The sequence below is a fragment of the Microbacterium sp. K41 genome, assembly GCF_004794395.1.
Classification (GTDB): Bacteria; Actinomycetota; Actinomycetes; order Actinomycetales; family Microbacteriaceae; genus Microbacterium; species Microbacterium sufflavum.
Genome location: NZ_SSDO01000221.1, coordinates 1 through 16,665, shown reverse-complemented (window position 1 = coordinate 16,665; position 16,665 = coordinate 1). Strand labels below are relative to the sequence as shown.

Here is a 16,665-nt window from a genome sequence, read left to right as displayed (position 1 = left end):
GACGACCGTCGCGCCCTCCGCGGTGACCACGCACGACCCCTGTCCGGCGAGCGTGACGACCGCGGCGCCCACGCCCTGGGCGAGGAACCAGCGGCCCGCGCGCTCGGCCGACGCCGCGTCGGTCACCTCGATGCCGCTGATGAGCGACGCCTCGGTCTCGTTGGGCGTGACGATGTCGATGCTGCGCCAGAGGGCGGGCGGGAGCTCCGCGGCGGGGGCGGGGTCGAGGATCACGGTCATGCCGTGCTCCCGCCCGCGGGCCGTGATGTGGGCGGTCAGCGCCGACGGCGTCTCCAGCTGGGTCAGCAGGACGGACGTGGTGGGGGCGAGGGCGGTGAGCGCCTCGTCGATCTGCGCGGTGCTGAGCGCGGCGTTCGCGAGCGGCACCATCACGATGTCGTTCTGCGCCGACGCGTCGACGCGGATGTGCGCGATGCCCGTGGGGCCGGGGACCGTGCGCAGGTGGGTGAGGTCGACACCGGCGGCCGTGAGCCCGTCCACCACGAGGTCGTGGAACAGGTCGTCTCCCACGCAGCCGACGAAGCTCGTGCGTGCACCGGAGCGTCCGGCCGCGACCGCCTGGTTCGCCCCCTTGCCGCCGAGCATGAGCGTGAACTCGTCGCCCAGGATGGTCTCGCCGCGGGCCGGCAGCCGACCGGAGAAGGTGGTGACGTCGGCCGTGACGCTGCCGACGATGACGACGCCGGTGCGGTCGCCGGGGTGTGCGGGTGTCATCTCGCTCCTGATCCTCCTCGACAGCGCGGGCGCTCCGGTGGCGTTGACTAGGCTCGGAGCTGTCATTACATTAGCCGAAACCGAACCTGTAACGACAGGTTCCCGCGAGGAGACCCCGATGACCCCGATCGCGCCCCGCCTGTACGTCGACAGCGCCGACGTCGACCGCGTCTCCCGGCTGCTCGCCGCGGGCGTGGTCTACGGGGTCACCACCAACCCCACGATCCTCGAACGGGGCGGCCGCACCGCCGCGGAGATCCCCGACCTCTACGCCCGATGGGTCGAGGAGGGTGCCCGCGAGGTGTTCTTCCAGACCTGGGGCGGCGACACCGCCTCCTTCCTGCGCAACGCCGAGGGCATCCGGGCGCTGGGCGACCGGGTGGCGGTGAAGGTCCCCGCCACGCCCGACGGCTTCGCGGCCGCGTCCGCCCTCGTGCGCGACGGGGCGACCGTGCTCGTCACGGCCGTGTACTCCGTGGCACAGGCCCTCGCGGGCGCCGCGATCGGCGCCCGGTACCTCGCCCCCTACCTCGGCCGGATGCGCGACGCGGGCGTCGACGGCGAGGTCGTGATCGCGCGGATGCAGGAGATGTGCGCGGGGACCGACTCGAACGTGCTCGCCGCGTCGCTGCGGTCGGCGGAGGATCTGGTCGGCCTCCGACGCGCCGGCGTGCCCTACTTCACCGCCGCCCCCGACGTGCTCGACCAGGTGCTGTCCAACCCGGTCAGCGACACCTCCGCCGCCGAGTTCGACGCGGCCATGGTGCGCCTGGGAGCCTGACCCGCCCCGCTCGCTCCGTCGCGGTGCGGCTCAGGCGGTCGCGGCCTGCCGCAGCCAGCGCTCCACGCCCGCGATGTGGGCCGTGGCGAGCGACGTGGCGAGAGCGGAGTCGCGCTGGGCGATGGCGTCGGCGATCGCGCGGTGCTCCGACAGCGTGCGCTCGACCGCGCCGCCCTCGGTGAGCCCTCGCCACACGCGAGCCCGCACGGTCTGGCTGCTCAGGTGCTCGATCAGGCTGGCCAGATAGGCGTTGCCCGCCATCGCCACGATGTCGCGGTGGAAGCGGATGTCGTGGTCGACGAGCTCCTCGATGCTCACGCCGGCGTCGATGCCGGCGACCTCCTTCTGCACGGCCGCGATCGCCTCCTCGCTGCCGAGCGTCGCGGCGAGCCCGGTCGCCTGCGACTCGAGCATCCGCCGCACCGCGAACATCTCCAGCATCGAGTCGTCGTCGTGCATGTCGACCACGAACGCGATCGCCTCGAGCAGCAGATGCGGCTCCAGGCTCGTGACGTAGGTGCCGTCGCCGCGGCGCACGTCGAGCACGCGGATCACCTCGAGCGCCTTGACCGCCTCGCGCATCGAGTTGCGCGAGAGCCCGAGTCGTTCGGACAGCTCCTTCTCCGGGGGCAGGCGATCGCCGGGCGCCAGTTCGCCCGACACGATCATCGCCTTGATCTTCTCGATCGCCTCGTCAGTGACAGCCATGGCGTCATCCTTGCACAGTGATCGGATGTCTACGGCAGGATGGGGGCATGCGCACCCTCGACTCGCACCTGCACCTGTGGGACCCGGAGGTTCTGACCTACTCGTGGCTGGAGGGGCCCCTCGCCGCGCGGTTCGCCGCGGAGGAGATCGAGGGCGCCCGCATCGACGGGTCGACCGAGGAGCGCGCGATCTTCGTGCAGGCGGGCACCGCGGTCGACGACGAGCTCGACGAGGTGCGGTGGGTCGCGGGACAGGCCGAGCGGCTCGGGGTGGTCGGCATCGTCGCGGGCGCCCGACTCGACCGCGGCACCGACACGACCGTGCACCTGGAGAGCCTCACGGCGGAGCCGCTGGTGGTGGGCGTGCGGCACATCCTGCAGGACGAGCCGGATGCGGTGGCGCTGTCGTCCGCGTTCGTGACGGGCGCGCGAGAGGTCGCGGCCCACGGCTGGGCGTTCGACGCGTGCGTGCGGTCGTGGCAGCTGCCCGACGTCGCGCGGCTGTCCGCCGCGATCCCCGAGCTGCGCATGGTGCTGGATCACCTCGGCAAGCCCGCGGTCGGCACCGCGCACGCTCCGCTGGCCCCGGCGGCGGAGTGGGAGCGCGACCTCGCCGAGCTCGCACGCCACCCGCAGGTGTACTGCAAGGTGTCGGGCCTTCCGGCGGAGGCGGGTGGTGACTGGAGCCTCGCGCAGCTCGAGCCGTTCCTGGACACCGCGGCCGACGTCTTCGGGCCGGAGCGCCTGATGTGGGGTACCGACTGGCCGGTCTCCGCGGTCGGCCCGGCCCGCACGGACGCCGCCTCGGACGCCCCGTCGACGTATCAGCCGACCGCCCGCAGCCGCTGGGCCGACGCGGTCTCGACGTGGGCGGACTCCCGCGGCATCGACCGGACCGCCCTCTTCCACGACACCGCCGCCGCGTTCTATCGCCTCTGACCCCCCCGCCCCATCCCGTCGCGCGGTGCGCGTGCGATATGTCACCCCCGAAGCCCCTGCGCGGCACGTTCTCGATCCCGCACCGACTCCGCACGGCAGCCCACACGCGAGAGGGCCCGGCGTCTCAGGGAGTCGCCGGGCCCTCTCGTCGAGGAGGGTGCGAGGTCACTCGGGGCGGAGCCGCAGCTGCGCCATCCCGCCGTCCACCTCGAGGAACGTGCCCGTGGTCGAGCCCGCGCCCGGTCCCACCAGGTAGGCGACGGCCGCGGCGACCTCGTCCGGGCTGACGAGCCGTCCGTGGGGCTGTCGTGCTTCGAGGGCGGCGCGCTCGGCCTCGGGGTCGGCGGCGGAGTCGAGCAGCCGCCCGACCCAGGGGGTGTCGGCGGTGCCGGGATTCACGGCGTTGACGCGAATGCCCTCGCGCAGGTGATCGGCGGCCATCGCGCGGGTGAGGGCCGACACGGCGCCCTTCGACGCGGAGTAGAGCGCGCGCTGCGGGAGGCCGGTGGTGGAGGCGATCGACGCGGTGTTGCACACGGCGGCGGCGGGCGACTTCCGCAGCCACGGCAGTGCCGCCGAGGTCACGCGGGCGATGCCGGTCACGTTGATCGAGAGCACGCGCGCCCACTCGTCGTCGTCGTTCGCGGCGATGTCGCCCTGCGCGCCGATGCCGGCGTTGTTGACCACGATGTCGATGCGGCCGAAGCGCTCGGCGACGGCGGCCACGGCCGCGTCGACGCTCGCGCGGTCGGACACGTCGGCGGTGAACGCGGCGAAGCGCTCGTCGGCGTTCGTCGTGTCGCGGTCGAGCACGGCGACCGTGGCGCCGTCGTCGTGCAGGCGGCGGGCGATCGCCGCGCCGATGCCGGAGGCCCCGCCCGTGACGATCGCCACCAGGCCGTCCATCGTTCCGCTCACTTCTGCGCCTCCCATGCCACGAACTCCTGTCGCTGCCGGCCGAGGCCGTCGATCTCGATCTCCACCACGTCACCCGCGCCGAGATAGGGGTACTTGCCCGACAGGGCCACGCCCTGCGGGGTGCCGGTGAGGATCAGGTCGCCGGGCTCCAGCGTCACGTACTGCGACAGGTGGTGCACGATCTGCTCGACCGGGAAGATCATGTCGCTCGTGTTCGAGTCCTGCCGCGGCTCGCCGTTGACGAAGCTGCGGAGGCCGAGGGCCCGGTGGTCCACCTCGTCGGGCGTGACCAGCCACGGTCCGGTGGGGTTGAAGCCGAACGCGATCTTGCCCTTCGACCACTGCCCGCCCGACACCGCCATCTGGAAGTCGCGCTCCGACACGTCGTTCGCGGCGACGAAGCCGGCGACGTGCGCCATCGCCTCGTCGGGGGAGTCGAGGTAGGCGGCGCGGGCGCCGATCACGATTCCGAGCTCGACCTCCCAGTCGGTCTTCTCGCTGCCGCGCGGAATCGTGACGGTGTCGTTCGGGCCGACCACGGTGTTCGGGGTCTTGAGGAAGATGATCGGGATGGTCGGCGGCTCGGAGCCGGACTCGGCCGCGTGCGCGGCGTAGTTCATGCCGATGCAGATGACCGCGCTGGGGCGGGCGATGGGGGCGCCGACGCGCATCCCCGCGGCGTCGGGCAGCTCGGGGAGCTCTCCGGCGTCGCGCGCGGCGGCGACGCGGGCGGCGACGTCTCCGGCGAGGAAGTCGCCGTTGACATCGGATGTCAGTGGGCGGAGGTCGAGGTAACGGTCACCCTCCACGAGGACGGGGATCTCCGCCCCAGGGGTGCCGAGCCGCGCGAACTTCATGATTCTCCTGATCGTTCGGGAAGCCGCTCTGCGGCGGCCGGTCTCGTTGACAGTATAGACATCGGATGTTTACACTCCAAGGGATCCGCACGGAAGAAGTCCCGTGCATGGAGAGGAATCCCGTGAGCCGTATCGTCGCCCTCGACACCACCGACATCCGCTTCCCCACGTCCCTGAGTCTGGACGGGTCGGACGCGATGAACCCCGACCCCGACTACTCCGCCGCGTACGTCATCGTGCGCACGGATGCGGAGGACGACATCGAGGGGCACGCGTTCGTGTTCACGATCGGACGGGGCAACGACGTGCAGGTCGCTGCGATCGACGCCCTCGCGGGGCACCTGGTCGGCCGGGAGCTCGAGCCGCTGCTCGACGACATGGGCGGCACCTTCCGCGAGATCATCGGCGACTCGCAGCTGCGCTGGCTCGGGCCGGAGAAGGGCGTCATGCACATGGCCATCGGCGCCGTGATCAACGCGCTGTGGGATATCAAGGCCAAGCGCGCGGGCCTGCCGCTGTGGCAGCTCCTCGCCCGGATGACGCCGGAGGAGCTGGTCGACCTGGTCGACTTCCGCTACCTCACCAACGCCCTCACCCGCGACGAGGCGCTCGACATCCTCCGCGCCGCCGAGCCCGGTCGCGCCGAGCGGGAGCAGCAGCTGCTCGCCACCGGCTACCCCGGCTACACCACCAGCCCGGGGTGGTTGGGCTACTCCGACGAGAAGCTCGAACGCCTGGCGCGCGAGGCGATGGCCGACGGCTTCACGCAGATCAAGCTCAAGGTCGGCGCCGACCTGCAGGACGACATCCGCCGCTTCCGCAAGGCGCGCGAGGTCTGCGGCCCCGACTTCCCGATCGCGATCGATGCCAACCAGCGCTGGGAGGTATCGGAGGCGATCGAGTGGGTGAACGCCCTCGCCGAGTTCCACCCCGCCTGGATCGAGGAGCCCACGAGCCCCGACGACATCCTCGGGCACGCCGAGATCGCCCGCGGGGTGGCGCCCATCCGCGTCGCCACCGGCGAGCACGCGCAGAACCGCATGATCTTCAAGCAGCTGCTGCAGGCCGACGCGATCTCCGTCATGCAGATCGACGCCGTGCGCGTGGCCGGGGTCAACGAGAACATCGCGAACCTGCTGCTCGCCGCGAAGTTCGACGTGCCGGTCTGCCCGCACGCCGGCGGCGTCGGGCTGTGCGAGGCCGTGCAGCACCTGTCGATGTTCGACTTCGTCGCCGTCTCGGGCACGCGCGAGGGCCGGCTGATCGAGTTCGTCGACCACCTGCACGAGCACTTCGTCGTGCCGACCGACATCCAGGGCGGCTCGTACATGGCGCCCACCGCGCCGGGTACCGGCATGGAGATGAAGACCGACAGCATCGCCGAGTACACCTGGACGGGTGCGCATGTCGGTGCCTGACCGCCTGGCCGTCCCGACGCTCGGCTACGGTGCCGCGAACGTCGGCAACCTGTTCCGGGAGCTGTCCGACGACGAGGCCTGGGCCGTGCTGGACGCGGCGTGGGAGAGCGGCATCCGCTTCTACGACACCGCGCCGCACTACGGGCTCGGGCTGTCCGAGCGTCGTCTCGGAGCCTTCCTGCGCACGAAGCCCCGCGACGAGTACGTGCTGTCCACCAAGGTCGGACGGCTGCTGCGCCCCAACCCCGACCACGCGGGGGGTCTCGACACCGCGAACGACTTCCACGTGCCCGACACCCTGCAGCGCGTGTGGGACTTCTCGGCGGAGGGCATCCGCACGAGCCTCGACGAGTCGCGCGAACGCCTCGGCATCGAGCGCATCGACCTGCTCTACCTGCACGACCCCGAGCGCCACGACCTCGACCTCGCGCTGGCGGAGGCCCTCCCCGCGCTGGAGCAGGTGCGTGCGGACGGCGAGGTGACCGCGATCGGCATCGGCTCGATGGTGTCGGAGGCGCTCTCCGCATCGGTGCGGGCCGCCGACCTCGACCTCGTCATGGTTGCCGGGCGGTACACGCTGCTCGAACAGCCCGCCGCGGTCGACGTGCTGCCGGCGTGCCGCGAGACCTCGACCGGCATCGTGGCGGCCTCGGTGTTCAACTCCGGGCTGCTCGCGTCGAACGAGCCGCGGCGCGACGGACGCTACGAGTACGGGCAGCTGCCCGACGAGCTGTGGGACCGGCTGGTGCGCATCGCCGCGGTGTGCGCCGACCACGGGGTGCCGCTGCCCGCGGCCGCGATCCAGTTCCCGCTGCAGTCCGACGTGGTGCGCTCGGTGGTCGTGGGCGGCAGTCGCCCCGCGCAGCTGACGCAGAACGCCGAGTACGCTGCGCGGGAGATCCCGTCCGCACTGTGGGAGAACCTCGCCGCCGAGGGTCTCATCCCCGCCTGACCCGAGAGGAGCCGTCGTGCTCGAAGGAATCCACCCGCTGCTGACCGGCGAGCTGCTACTGCACCTCGACCGCATGGGGCACTCCGACGCCGTGGTCGTCGCCGATGCGCACTTCCCCGCGTGGGGGCTGGGCGCCCGGGTGGTCGACCTCCCCGGCACGACGACGCCCGAGGTCGTCGCGGCGATCCGCACGGTGCTGCCCCTCGACGATGCGCCCGGCCTCGACCTGATGGCGTCGGCCGACGGCGAGGTGCTCGACGTGCAGCGCGAGCTCATGGACGCGGCGGGCACGGCGGTCGACACGACCCGGTTCGTGGAGCGCTTCGCGTACTACGACGTCGCGAAGGACGCGTATCTCCTGGTGCGCACGGGCGAGACCCGCAAGTACGGCAACGCGCTGCTCCGCAAGGGCGTCGTCGGCCACCCCTCCGCCTGACGATCGGTTCACGACTCAGGGGAACAGCGGGGACACCCGGCCTCCCGCGCGCTACCGGCGCCGGGCGCGCCCCTTCTCCGGAGGTGTGACCCGGATCCGGCGCCCACGGTGCGTGCGGTGTGATGCGGGTCAGCGGCCGCGGGTGGATTCGCGGATGATGAGCTCGGCGGGGAACGGCGGGGTCGCGGGCGGGGGAGCCGCGGGGTCGGCGAGCTGAGCCAGCAGCGCTGCACCGGCCGCGCGACCGATCTCGTAGCCGGGCTGGCGGACGCTCGTGAGCGGCACGACGCTCTGGTGCGCCTCGGCCACGTCGTCGAAGCCGACCAGCGCGATGTCCTCCGGCACGCGGATGCCGTGCCGCAGCAGCTGCGTCAGCACGCCGAGCGCCACCATGTCGTTCGCGGCGAAGATCGCATCGGGCCGTTCGTCCGCCGGTTGCGCCACGATCTCCGCGCCCGCGGTCAGTCCGTCCTCGGTGGCGAGGTGCCCGACCTCCCGCACCTCGACCTCCGCGCCCGTGCCCGCCGTGGCGTCGCGCAGTCCCGCCAGGCGGTCGTTCGACTCGGTCACCGCGGGGTTGCCCAGGAAGAGGATGCGCCGCCGCCCGAGGTCGACGAGGTGCTCGCCGGCGAGCCGTCCGCCCGCGCGGTCGTCGAACAGCACGGAGGCGACGGTGGCGGATTCGCGGATCGGCCCGACCACGACGGAGCGGATGCCGCGATCGGCGAGTCGCTCCAGGCGCGGCACCACGTCGCCGAGCGGATAGATGACGATGCCCTGCACGCGATGCGCCTCGAACATGTCGATGTTGCGCTGCTCGCGGTCGGCATCCCGGTCGCTGTTGCTGAAGAAGAGCGACCAGCCGCCCTCGCGCGCCACGTCGTCGACACCGCGGGACAGCTCGTGGAAGTATGGCAGCCACGCGTCGAGGAGGATCAGCGCCAGGGCCTTGCTCGACCCCGCCCGCAGCTGCCGCGCCGATTCGTTCGGCACGAAGCCCAGCTGCTCGATGGCCGCCCGCACCTTCTCCCGGCTGCCCTCCCCGAGCACGTGGGGGTGGTTGAGGTAGTTGGAGACCGTCGAGGAGGAGACGCCGGCGAGGGCGGCCACGTCTTTCACGCTGGCGGGCATCGGTCTCCTTCGTCGATACGGGCCGAGGCGACCCCGGCGGCGACACCAGGCTAGCCGAGGGATTGCAACGTGCCAAGAAAGTTCTTGACAGGCCGTCGTTGTCGGACCTAACGTGTGTCGAACCCGGAATTGGAACGTGCCAAGTCCGGACGGCGACGGTGCCGCACACCCGCCGGGAGAGGTCTCATGAACATCGGCTGTCACGGACTCGTCTGGACCGGAACCTTCGACGCCGACGGCATCCGCCTCGCGGTGGAGAAGACGAAGCAGGCCGGGTTCGACCTGATCGAGTTCCCGCTGATGGACCCGTTCACGTTCGACGTCGCGGCGGCGAAGGGCGCCCTCGCCGAGCACGGTCTCGCGGTCAGTGCCTCCCTCGGGCTCTCCGCGGAGACCGACGTCACGAGCTCCGACCCGGATGTGGTCGCGGCCGGTGAGGCGCTGCTGCTGCGCGCGGTCGACGTGCTGGCCGAGCTGGGCGGGACCCACTTCTGCGGCGTGATCTACAGCGCCATGCAGAAGTACATGGACCCGGTGACACCGGAGGGGCTCGCGTCGAGCCGTCGCACGATCGCCCGGGTCGCCGACCACGCCGCCGAGCGCGGGGTCTCGGTGTCGCTCGAGGTGGTGAACCGCTATGAGACCAACGTGCTCAACACCGCGCGGCAGGCCCTGGCGTACCTGGCGGAGGTGGACCGCCCGAACCTCGGCGTGCACCTGGACACGTACCACATGAACATCGAGGAGTCGGACATGTTCGCCCCGGTGCTCGACGCGGCTCCGGCGCTGCGGTACGTGCACATCGGCGAGAGCCACCGCGGGTATCTGGGCACCGGCACGGTCGACTTCGACACGTTCTTCAAGGCGCTCGGCCGCATCGGCTACGACGGGCCGATCGTCTTCGAGTCGTTCTCGTCGGCGGTGGTCGCTCCCGACCTCAGTCGCATGCTGGGCATCTGGCGCAACCTCTGGACCGACAACGACGAGCTCGGCGCGCACGCCAACGCCTATATCCGCGACAAGCTCGTCGCGGTCGACTCGATCCGGCTGCACTGAGCCGGGTCAGCGGCGACGGGATCCTCGGTCGAGATCAAGATGTTATTACAGGTCTTCCCGATCGAATGATCTTTAGATACATTTAGATACAACTTGCACCAGCCCGGGTGCAGGACGCAGAATTGATCCGATGTTTACGGCGGAATGATCCGCCAATCGCGAGACGACCTCCAAGGAAGCAGGTGAGCGCATGAGTGGACCCATCCTCAGGGTCGAGGGGATCAGCAAGGGATTCCCCGGCGTGCAGGCGCTGAAGGATGTGCACCTCGAGGTGCGCGAGGGCGAGGTGCTCGTGCTCGTGGGAGAGAATGGCGCCGGCAAGTCCACGCTGATGAAGATCCTCTCCGGCATCTACACCAAGGACGAGGGCACCATCACGTTCGAGGGCCGCGAGGTCGAGCTCACCAGCCCGCTGCAGGCGCAGGAGCTCGGCATCACGATCATCCATCAGGAGCTCAACCTGATGCCCGACCTCACCGTCGCCCAGAACATCTACGTCGGCCGCGAGCCCACGACCGGCCCGTTCCTGTCGGAGCGCAAGCTCAACACGCAGACGGCGGAGCTGCTCCAGCGCCTCGGCATCCACCTCAACCCGCGACAGCTCGTCGGCGAGCTCACGGTGGCCGAGCAGCAGATGGTCGAGATCGCCAAGGCGCTGTCGTTCAACGCCAAGGTGCTCATCATGGACGAGCCCACCTCGGCCCTCACCGACAGCGAGGTCGAGACGCTGTTCGTGCTGATCGAGCAGCTCAAGGCGCGCGGCACCGGCATCGTCTACATCTCGCACCGGATGGACGAGCTGCGGCGCCTCGCCGACCGCGTGACCGTCCTCCGCGACGGCACATACATCGGATCACTCGACAAGGCGGAGATCACGATCCCGAAGATCATCGAGATGATGGTCGGCCGCGTGATCGACGAGGGGACCCGCCCGCAGGCCCGCGAGCACCTGAACGACCCGGTCGTGCTCGACGTGCAGGGGCTGTCGACGAAGACCCTCCTGAAAGACGTGTCGTTCCAGCTGCACAAGGGCGAGATCCTCGGGTTCGCCGGCCTCATGGGCGCGGGACGCACCGAGACCGCCCGTGCCGTGATCGGCGCCGACCACCGCGACGGCGGCACCATCACCATCGGCGGGCGCCAGGCGCGGATCGCCCAGCCCGCCGACGCGGTCAAGCACGGCGTGGGCTACCTCTCCGAGGACCGCAAGCTGCTCGGGCTCATGCTCGAACAGGACGTCACGTTCAACACCGTGCTCGCCTCGCTCGGCAGCTACGCCAACGGCATCGGCTGGATGGGCGACGGCAAGGCCAAGAACCGCACCAAGGAGTACGTGCAGCAGCTGCGCGTGAAGACCCCCTCGGTCAACCAGGTCGTCAAGCTGCTCTCCGGAGGGAACCAGCAGAAGGTCGTCATCGCCCGGTGGCTGATGCGCGACTGCGACATCCTCATCTTCGACGAGCCGACGCGAGGCATCGACGTCGGCGCGAAGGAGGAGATCTACCGCCTCATGCAGCAGCTCGCCGACAGCGGCAAGTCCATCATCGTCATCTCGTCGGAGCTCCCCGAGATCCTGCGCGTCGCGAACCGCATCGCCGTGTTCGCGAACGGGCGCATCACCGGGACGCTCCGCAACGAGGAAGCCAGCCAGGAGAAGATCATGCAACTCGCAGCCCACGGGGAGGAAGACTGATGAGCACCCCACAGCAGCCCGGAGGGTCGACGACGACCATCATCCAGACGGCCGTGAACGAGAACACCGACAAGCGCGACATCGGCGGATTCCTGAAGCGCCAGTTCCAGCAGTCGCTGGCCTTCGGCACCCTGATCGTGCTGGTCATCTTCTTCTCGATCGCCAGCCCCAACTTCTTCACCTTCAGCAACATCGCCACCGTGCTGCTGTCGACCGCGGTCATCGGCATCCTCGCCCTCGGCACCACGTTCGTCATCATCACGGGCGGCATCGACCTGTCGATCGGCACCGGCATGGCCCTGTGCGCCGTGATGACCGGCGTGATCGTCACCAACCTCGGCCTCCCTGTCTGGCTGGGCGTGATCGGCGGCATCGCGACCGGTGTGCTGATGGGCCTCATCAACGGTGTGAACATCACGTTCCTCCGCCTTCCCCCGTTCATCGCCACGCTCGCGATGATGATGATCGCCGGCGGCCTCGCCCTCGTCATCTCGAACGTCGCGCCGATCTACTTCTCGACCTCGGCGCCCGACTTCAAGAAGATCGCGCTCGGCGTGATCATCCCCGGCATCCCGAACGCCGTGCTCATCACGGCCGCCCTCGCGATCGTGGCGTGGCTGGTGCTGTCGAAGACGCTCCTCGGCCGCTACACCTTCGCGATCGGCTCGAACGAGGAGGCCACCCGCCTCTCCGGTGTGAACACGCGCCGCTGGACGATCCTCATCTACATGTTCGCCGGGGCCTTCACCGGAGTCGCCGGCATCGTGATCGCCTCGCGCCTCGACTCCGCCCAGCCGCAGATCGGCACCGGGTACGAGCTGCAGGCCATCGCGGCCGTCATCATCGGCGGCACCTCTCTCCTCGGCGGACGCGGCTCGATCCTCGGCACCGTGATCGGCGCGCTGATCATGAGTGTGCTCGTGAACGGACTGCGCATCATGTCGATCCAGACCGAGTGGCAGAACATCGTCGTCGGCGTGGTCGTGCTGCTGGCGGTCTTCCTCGACTCGCTGCGCAACCGGCAGCGCACCTGAGACCAGGGCGGCGGCGAAACCCGTGCCCGCCGCCGCCCCACCCGGCCCCGGCCGGACCCGCGGAGTCCCTCCGCACAGGCACCAGGAATGTCCCACAGCCGGCCCTGGCCGGCATCACACAGAACCATCCGGCTCGTACTCAAACAATGGAGTTTTCATGAAATTCGGGAAGAAGACCGCCTTCGCAGCCCTCGTGGCCGCTTCCGCGCTCGTGTTCGCCGGCTGTGCCGGCGATGGCGGCGACGTCATCGAGGAAGGCTCCGGCTCCGGCAGCGGCAGCGGCGACGGCGAGATGTACATCGCGCTCGTCTCGAAGGGCTTCCAGCACCAGTTCTGGCAGGCCGTGAAGAAGGGTGCGGAGCAGAAGGCCGAGGAGCTCGGCGTGAAGATCACGTTCGAGGGCCCCGCCGCGGAGACCGAGATCGCGCAGCAGCTCGAGATGCTGACCGCCGCGATCGACAAGAACCCCGACGCCATCGCCTACGCCGCGCTCGACCCCGAGGCGTGCGTCGCCCCGCTCGAGCAGGCGAAGTCGAAGGACATCCCGGTGGTCTACTTCGACGCCCCGTGTGACGGCGACGTGGGCCTGAGCCTCTCCGCGACCGACAGCAAGGTCGCCGGTGCGCTCGCGGCCGAGCACATGGCCGAGCTGATCGGCGGCGAGGGGCAGGTCGCGATCGTCGGCCACTCGCAGATCAACTCGACCGGTGTCGAGCGTCGCGACGGCTTCGTCGAGAAGATCGAGTCGGACTACCCCGACATCGAGATCGTTGACATCCAGTACGGTGACGGCGACCACCTCAAGTCGGCCGACATCGCCAAGACGCTGATCGCCGCCCACCCCGACCTCAAGGGCATCTACGGCACCAACGAGGGCTCCGCGATCGGTGTCGTGAACGCCGTCAACGAGCTGGGCCTGGAGAAGGGCAAGATCACCATCGTCGGCTTCGACTCCGGCGCCGCGCAGATCAACGCGATCAAGGACGGCACCATGGCCGGCGCCATCACGCAGGACCCGATCGGCATCGGCGCGCAGGTCGTGCAGGCCGCATACGACGCCGCGAACGGCGACGACGTCGAGGAGTTCTACGACACCGGTTCCTACTGGTACGACAAGAACAACATCGACGACGACAAGATCGCCGCGGTGCTCTACGAGTGACACCCCGCTGAACCACGGAGCCCCTCGCCTTGCGGCGGGGGGCTTCGTGTTTCCGGGACGGAGGATCATCAGGACAGGATCTGACCGCGGTGCACGGCATCCTGTGCGGAACGAAAGGATGCACCATGCCCACACCTGCTCCCGTTCCTGCCGGGTCGAACACCGTCAACCCCTTCCTCATGACCGACGATGCCGCCCGCATCATCGATTTCGTGATCGAGGTCTTCGATGCCTCGGATGTGCCCCAGGCGCGAACGCTCGACACCGACGGCCTGATCCTGCATTCCGAGCTGCGCATCGGGGACTCGATGATCACGGTCGCCGACCGCAAGCCGGACTGGCCGTTCACCCCCGGGTTCCTCCAGGTGTACGTCGTCGACGTGGAGGCAACGCTGGCGCGGGCCGTCGCCCTCGGCGCCCGCGTCGTGACCACACCGACCGACTTCTTCGGTGACACGCTTGCGCGGTTCGTCGACCCCTCGGGCAACCTCTGGTGGGTCTACCGGCACGCCGCCCAGGAGCAGACCGACGACACGAGCGGTGAAGACGAGGCCTGGTCCACGGATGGCGCCGACACCGCCGAGGACTGGTCGAGCTTCACATCGCCGGAGTTGGACTACATCCACGAGAGCCTGGTCCAGGCGATCGCATCGCTCCGGGACCCGCGACTGCCGAGCTGACGGGATTGCAACCGTGTTGTTGATCCTCGCGCAGGTGCCCGTTGCCGAGTCGAACCGCCCAGCGGAGATCGAAGGACATCCCGGCGGTCTCCTTCGACGCTCCGTGCGACGGCGACGGGACGGGAATCAACAGCCGGCTGCGGTGGGCTGCTCGTCGCAGGTGTAGCGGACGAGAGCGGACGTGGCCTCGTAGATGCGGATGCTCTGGGCGGGCCCGGCGACCGAGAGCTCTCCCGCGACGGGGAACCAGCCGTTGCCCAGGTCGACCTCTGCCGTGTAGCGGACCGTGGTGACGGCGGTGTAGGTGCCGCGGTCGCGGTAGAGGTGGCTCGTCGGAGTCGGGGTGAACTGCGGCTGGTGGGCGGTGGCCCAGGTGCGGCCCCCGGTGGCGGTGGTGGCGCTGGTGCCGTCGCCGAACGTGGTGTCGAACGCGATGGGGGTGAAGCGCACCGTGACGGCCAGGTCGAGGATGGTGCCCTGCTGCGTGTGCGCGGTCGCGGCGGTGACGAAGTTCGTCGGAAGCCCGGCGACCCCGACCCCACCCGGCTCGGCCGCCGTGGCGACCGGCTCGGGAGCGAACCGGGCGAGATCCGAGATGGTGAGCGGGTCGCCGTCGGCGCTGGTGACACGGACACCGTAGATCCCGCACGAAGCCTTGTACGGGTACGGCACAGTGGCGCACGGGTCGGCCGGCTTCGGCGCGGCGCTGCCGTTCTTCCGACCGCGGGGAGCGGTGGTGCCACGCGGTGCGGGGGTGGTCTGGGTTGCGGTGACGGTGAGCTGTCGTCCCTCTGCGCCTGCCATGAACGACGTGCCCGCGGTTGATTCGCCGTCGTCGTGATCCGACGCTGAAGCAAGCAGGCAACAGGCCAAGGCGACGGAGGCGATCAGCCGCATGACGAGTCATCTGCCTTCGATGCGCGGGAGATCAGATATGCGTCGTCGGACCAGACGAACGTCACATCTGCCACATAGATCGGCGCTCGATCCTGCGCCACTCTGGACGCTCCGCGTGCATCGACGATCTGGACCGAGCTGACGTCGACACAGATGCGGGCGCGGACCTCGTCGTATGTGGCCGTCGTTCGAAGGGGGTGAAATGCCACGACGGTATTCGCGCCCGAGACTGTCAGTTCCTCGGCGTGCATCACGGAGAGGTTCTTGCGATCCACTGCTTGGAAGTCGCCCGTCGTTCTCTCAAAGACGGCCTCAAAGGTGGCTGGATCGGCTGGATCCACGAGGTTCAGGGCGTCGTTGTAGGCGCGATAGGTGGCCTCGGCGGCGGCGAAGGCGTCCTTCTTCGAGGCGAACAGCGGGGTCGGCGTCGGAGACGGGGAGGGTTTCGGATCGGCAGTGCAGCCGGTGAGCAGGACGAGGGAGACGGCGAGGGCGGCGAGGGCGCGCGTCGAAAGGGAGTGGGGACGAGTCACCGGGCCACGGTACGTGCAACGCCGGCGCGTCGGTCCGGGTTGTCCACAGGAGCCCGCGCGCGCACCTCGGACAGGGGGTCAGACGCGGCGGAGGAAGGTGAGGATCGAGGCCGGCTCGACGATCAGCTCCTGCAGCGCGGCGTTGAACGGGACCCCGGCGGACGCCGCGAGGTGCTCCTGGAACGCGGCCTCGTCGCGGTACACCTCGTATACGAAGAAGCGGTCGGGGTCGTCGACGAGTCGCGTGGCGTCGAACACCACGTTGCCCTCCTCGGCGCGGACGATCTCGGCGAACTCCCGCAGGAGTGCGGCGACCCGGTCGGCTGCCCCGGGCTTCGCGGTGAAGACGGCGTGCAGGATGGTGGGTTCGGTCATGGGGGCTCCTCGGGTGGAGGCGGCGAGACGGCGTCGGGCGGCGCGGTCTCAGTGGTCGAGGGTGAGCAGTCGTGCGGGCGTGTGCACGAGCATACGCTGCACGGCCGCATCGCCGACCGCGTCGCGCAGTCGCGGCAGGTACCGGTCGCCGAGGTAGGCGAGCCCGGGCATCCCGCCGTAGGCGATGTACCGCGTGCGCCGGGCGACGTCGCCGCCGAGCACGATGCGGTCGCCCGCGCCGCGTTCCACCACGGCGGCGGTCAGGGCCAGCAGTTCCGCGTCGGATCGGGTGCGCGGACGGGCGAAGCCGTCGTAGCCGAGGTGGGCGCCGCGCTCCGCGAGCGACACGTGGAGTCCGGGG

Annotated in this window: 19 protein-coding genes; 10 read left to right on the top strand and 9 right to left on the bottom strand. The window is 70.0% G+C overall.

Features of this window, described 5'->3' with window-relative positions; all coding sequences use genetic code 11:
* The coding region (locus tag DW309_RS06080) for a ribokinase (protein WP_136036275.1) at window positions 1-735 on the bottom strand (735 nt) is incomplete at its 3' end.
* 118 nt (window positions 736-853) lie between these two features.
* Between DW309_RS06080 and DW309_RS06075 the strand changes: the two genes are divergently transcribed.
* The gene (locus DW309_RS06075) at window positions 854-1,516 is read left to right on the top strand and encodes a transaldolase family protein (RefSeq protein WP_168387190.1); all 663 of its coding nucleotides are present in this window, start codon (window positions 854-856) and stop codon (window positions 1,514-1,516) included.
* Between the two features lie 30 nt (window positions 1,517-1,546).
* Here DW309_RS06075 and DW309_RS06070 read toward each other — a convergent pair whose 3' ends face one another.
* Complete coding sequence (locus tag DW309_RS06070) at window positions 1,547-2,224, bottom strand: FadR/GntR family transcriptional regulator (RefSeq protein WP_136044854.1); 678 nt, start codon at window positions 2,222-2,224, stop codon at window positions 1,547-1,549.
* A 47-nt stretch (window positions 2,225-2,271) separates the two neighbouring features.
* Here DW309_RS06070 and DW309_RS06065 point away from each other — a divergent pair, with 47 nt between their 5' ends.
* On the top strand, window positions 2,272-3,162 hold the full coding sequence (locus DW309_RS06065; RefSeq protein ID WP_136044853.1) for an amidohydrolase family protein: 891 nt from the start codon (window positions 2,272-2,274) through the stop codon (window positions 3,160-3,162).
* A 165-nt stretch (window positions 3,163-3,327) separates the two neighbouring features.
* On the opposite strand, the gene DW309_RS06060 is transcribed toward DW309_RS06065, so the two are convergent.
* On the bottom strand, window positions 3,328-4,095 hold the full coding sequence (locus DW309_RS06060) for an SDR family NAD(P)-dependent oxidoreductase (RefSeq protein ID WP_136044852.1): 768 nt from the start codon (window positions 4,093-4,095) through the stop codon (window positions 3,328-3,330).
* Window positions 4,077-4,937 (bottom strand): fumarylacetoacetate hydrolase family protein, encoded by an 861-nt coding sequence (locus tag DW309_RS06055; RefSeq protein WP_136044851.1) that lies wholly within the window; start codon window positions 4,935-4,937, stop codon window positions 4,077-4,079. The genes DW309_RS06060 and DW309_RS06055 overlap by 19 nt, the downstream gene beginning before the upstream one ends.
* Before the next feature lie 122 nt (window positions 4,938-5,059).
* Between DW309_RS06055 and DW309_RS06050 the strand changes: the two genes are divergently transcribed.
* Genes DW309_RS06050 through DW309_RS06040 form a run of 3 tightly spaced genes read left to right on the top strand, consistent with a single transcriptional unit; the run spans window position 5,060 to window position 7,743 of the window.
* On the top strand, window positions 5,060-6,355 hold the full coding sequence (locus DW309_RS06050) for an L-fuconate dehydratase (protein ID WP_136029466.1): 1,296 nt from the start codon (window positions 5,060-5,062) through the stop codon (window positions 6,353-6,355).
* Complete coding sequence (locus DW309_RS06045) at window positions 6,342-7,307, top strand: aldo/keto reductase (protein ID WP_136044850.1); 966 nt, start codon at window positions 6,342-6,344, stop codon at window positions 7,305-7,307. The genes DW309_RS06050 and DW309_RS06045 overlap by 14 nt, the downstream gene beginning before the upstream one ends.
* 16 nt (window positions 7,308-7,323) lie before the next feature.
* Window positions 7,324-7,743, top strand: a complete 420-nt coding sequence (locus DW309_RS06040; RefSeq protein ID WP_136044849.1) for an RbsD/FucU family protein — start codon at window positions 7,324-7,326, stop codon at window positions 7,741-7,743.
* 129 nt (window positions 7,744-7,872) lie between these two features.
* Here DW309_RS06040 and DW309_RS06035 read toward each other — a convergent pair whose 3' ends face one another.
* Entirely contained in the window at window positions 7,873-8,874 is a 1,002-nt protein-coding gene (locus DW309_RS06035) for a LacI family DNA-binding transcriptional regulator (protein ID WP_136044848.1), read from the bottom strand.
* A 186-nt stretch (window positions 8,875-9,060) separates the two neighbouring features.
* Here DW309_RS06035 and DW309_RS06030 point away from each other — a divergent pair, with 186 nt between their 5' ends.
* The 5 genes from DW309_RS06030 to DW309_RS06010 all read left to right on the top strand — a co-directional run bounded on the left by DW309_RS06030 (window position 9,061) and on the right by DW309_RS06010 (window position 14,499).
* Complete coding sequence (locus DW309_RS06030; RefSeq protein ID WP_136044847.1) at window positions 9,061-9,930, top strand: sugar phosphate isomerase/epimerase family protein; 870 nt, start codon at window positions 9,061-9,063, stop codon at window positions 9,928-9,930.
* Between the two features lie 190 nt (window positions 9,931-10,120).
* Window positions 10,121-11,623: a sugar ABC transporter ATP-binding protein gene (locus DW309_RS06025; protein WP_136036281.1), complete on the top strand. Its 1,503-nt coding sequence runs from the start codon at window positions 10,121-10,123 to the stop codon at window positions 11,621-11,623.
* Window positions 11,623-12,657, top strand: a complete 1,035-nt coding sequence (locus DW309_RS06020) for an ABC transporter permease (protein ID WP_205812648.1) — start codon at window positions 11,623-11,625, stop codon at window positions 12,655-12,657. The genes DW309_RS06025 and DW309_RS06020 overlap by 1 nt, the downstream gene beginning before the upstream one ends.
* 157 nt (window positions 12,658-12,814) lie before the next feature.
* Complete coding sequence (locus tag DW309_RS06015) at window positions 12,815-13,819, top strand: ABC transporter substrate-binding protein (RefSeq protein WP_136044846.1); 1,005 nt, start codon at window positions 12,815-12,817, stop codon at window positions 13,817-13,819.
* A 125-nt stretch (window positions 13,820-13,944) separates the two neighbouring features.
* Window positions 13,945-14,499: a VOC family protein gene (locus DW309_RS06010; RefSeq protein WP_136029480.1), complete on the top strand. Its 555-nt coding sequence runs from the start codon at window positions 13,945-13,947 to the stop codon at window positions 14,497-14,499.
* Between the two features lie 126 nt (window positions 14,500-14,625).
* Here DW309_RS06010 and DW309_RS06005 read toward each other — a convergent pair whose 3' ends face one another.
* From DW309_RS06005 to DW309_RS05990, 4 genes are all read right to left on the bottom strand, one after another.
* Complete coding sequence (locus DW309_RS06005; protein WP_205812647.1) at window positions 14,626-15,303, bottom strand: hypothetical protein; 678 nt, start codon at window positions 15,301-15,303, stop codon at window positions 14,626-14,628.
* Between the two features lie 83 nt (window positions 15,304-15,386).
* Complete coding sequence (locus DW309_RS06000) at window positions 15,387-15,929, bottom strand: hypothetical protein (protein ID WP_136044845.1); 543 nt, start codon at window positions 15,927-15,929, stop codon at window positions 15,387-15,389.
* Between the two features lie 78 nt (window positions 15,930-16,007).
* Complete coding sequence (locus DW309_RS05995) at window positions 16,008-16,304, bottom strand: putative quinol monooxygenase (protein WP_136029484.1); 297 nt, start codon at window positions 16,302-16,304, stop codon at window positions 16,008-16,010.
* Between the two features lie 48 nt (window positions 16,305-16,352).
* Window positions 16,353-16,665, bottom strand: a 313-nt coding sequence (locus DW309_RS05990; protein ID WP_446724682.1) for a phosphotriesterase family protein, incomplete at its 5' end; no start/stop codon positions are given.

What these genes read in the sequence shown, in the direction of transcription:
- DW309_RS06075 (WP_168387190.1), top strand. Translation starts at nt 854, where the DNA reads ATGACCCCGATCGCGCCCCGCCTGTACGTCGACAGCGCCGACGTCGAC.
- DW309_RS06070 (WP_136044854.1), bottom strand. Translation starts at nt 2,224, where the DNA reads ATGGCTGTCACTGACGAGGCGATCGAGAAGATCAAGGCGATGATCGTG.
- DW309_RS06065 (WP_136044853.1), top strand. Translation starts at nt 2,272, where the DNA reads ATGCGCACCCTCGACTCGCACCTGCACCTGTGGGACCCGGAGGTTCTG.
- DW309_RS06060 (WP_136044852.1), bottom strand. Translation starts at nt 4,095, where the DNA reads ATGGGAGGCGCAGAAGTGAGCGGAACGATGGACGGCCTGGTGGCGATC.
- DW309_RS06055 (WP_136044851.1), bottom strand. Translation starts at nt 4,937, where the DNA reads ATGAAGTTCGCGCGGCTCGGCACCCCTGGGGCGGAGATCCCCGTCCTC.
- DW309_RS06045 (WP_136044850.1), top strand. Translation starts at nt 6,342, where the DNA reads ATGTCGGTGCCTGACCGCCTGGCCGTCCCGACGCTCGGCTACGGTGCC.
- DW309_RS06035 (WP_136044848.1), bottom strand. Translation starts at nt 8,874, where the DNA reads ATGCCCGCCAGCGTGAAAGACGTGGCCGCCCTCGCCGGCGTCTCCTCC.
- DW309_RS06030 (WP_136044847.1), top strand. Translation starts at nt 9,061, where the DNA reads ATGAACATCGGCTGTCACGGACTCGTCTGGACCGGAACCTTCGACGCC.
- DW309_RS06025 (WP_136036281.1), top strand. Translation starts at nt 10,121, where the DNA reads ATGAGTGGACCCATCCTCAGGGTCGAGGGGATCAGCAAGGGATTCCCC.
- DW309_RS06020 (WP_205812648.1), top strand. Translation starts at nt 11,623, where the DNA reads ATGAGCACCCCACAGCAGCCCGGAGGGTCGACGACGACCATCATCCAG.
- DW309_RS06015 (WP_136044846.1), top strand. Translation starts at nt 12,815, where the DNA reads ATGAAATTCGGGAAGAAGACCGCCTTCGCAGCCCTCGTGGCCGCTTCC.
- DW309_RS06010 (WP_136029480.1), top strand. Translation starts at nt 13,945, where the DNA reads ATGCCCACACCTGCTCCCGTTCCTGCCGGGTCGAACACCGTCAACCCC.
- DW309_RS06005 (WP_205812647.1), bottom strand. Translation starts at nt 15,303, where the DNA reads ATGGCAGGCGCAGAGGGACGACAGCTCACCGTCACCGCAACCCAGACC.
- DW309_RS05995 (WP_136029484.1), bottom strand. Translation starts at nt 16,304, where the DNA reads ATGACCGAACCCACCATCCTGCACGCCGTCTTCACCGCGAAGCCCGGG.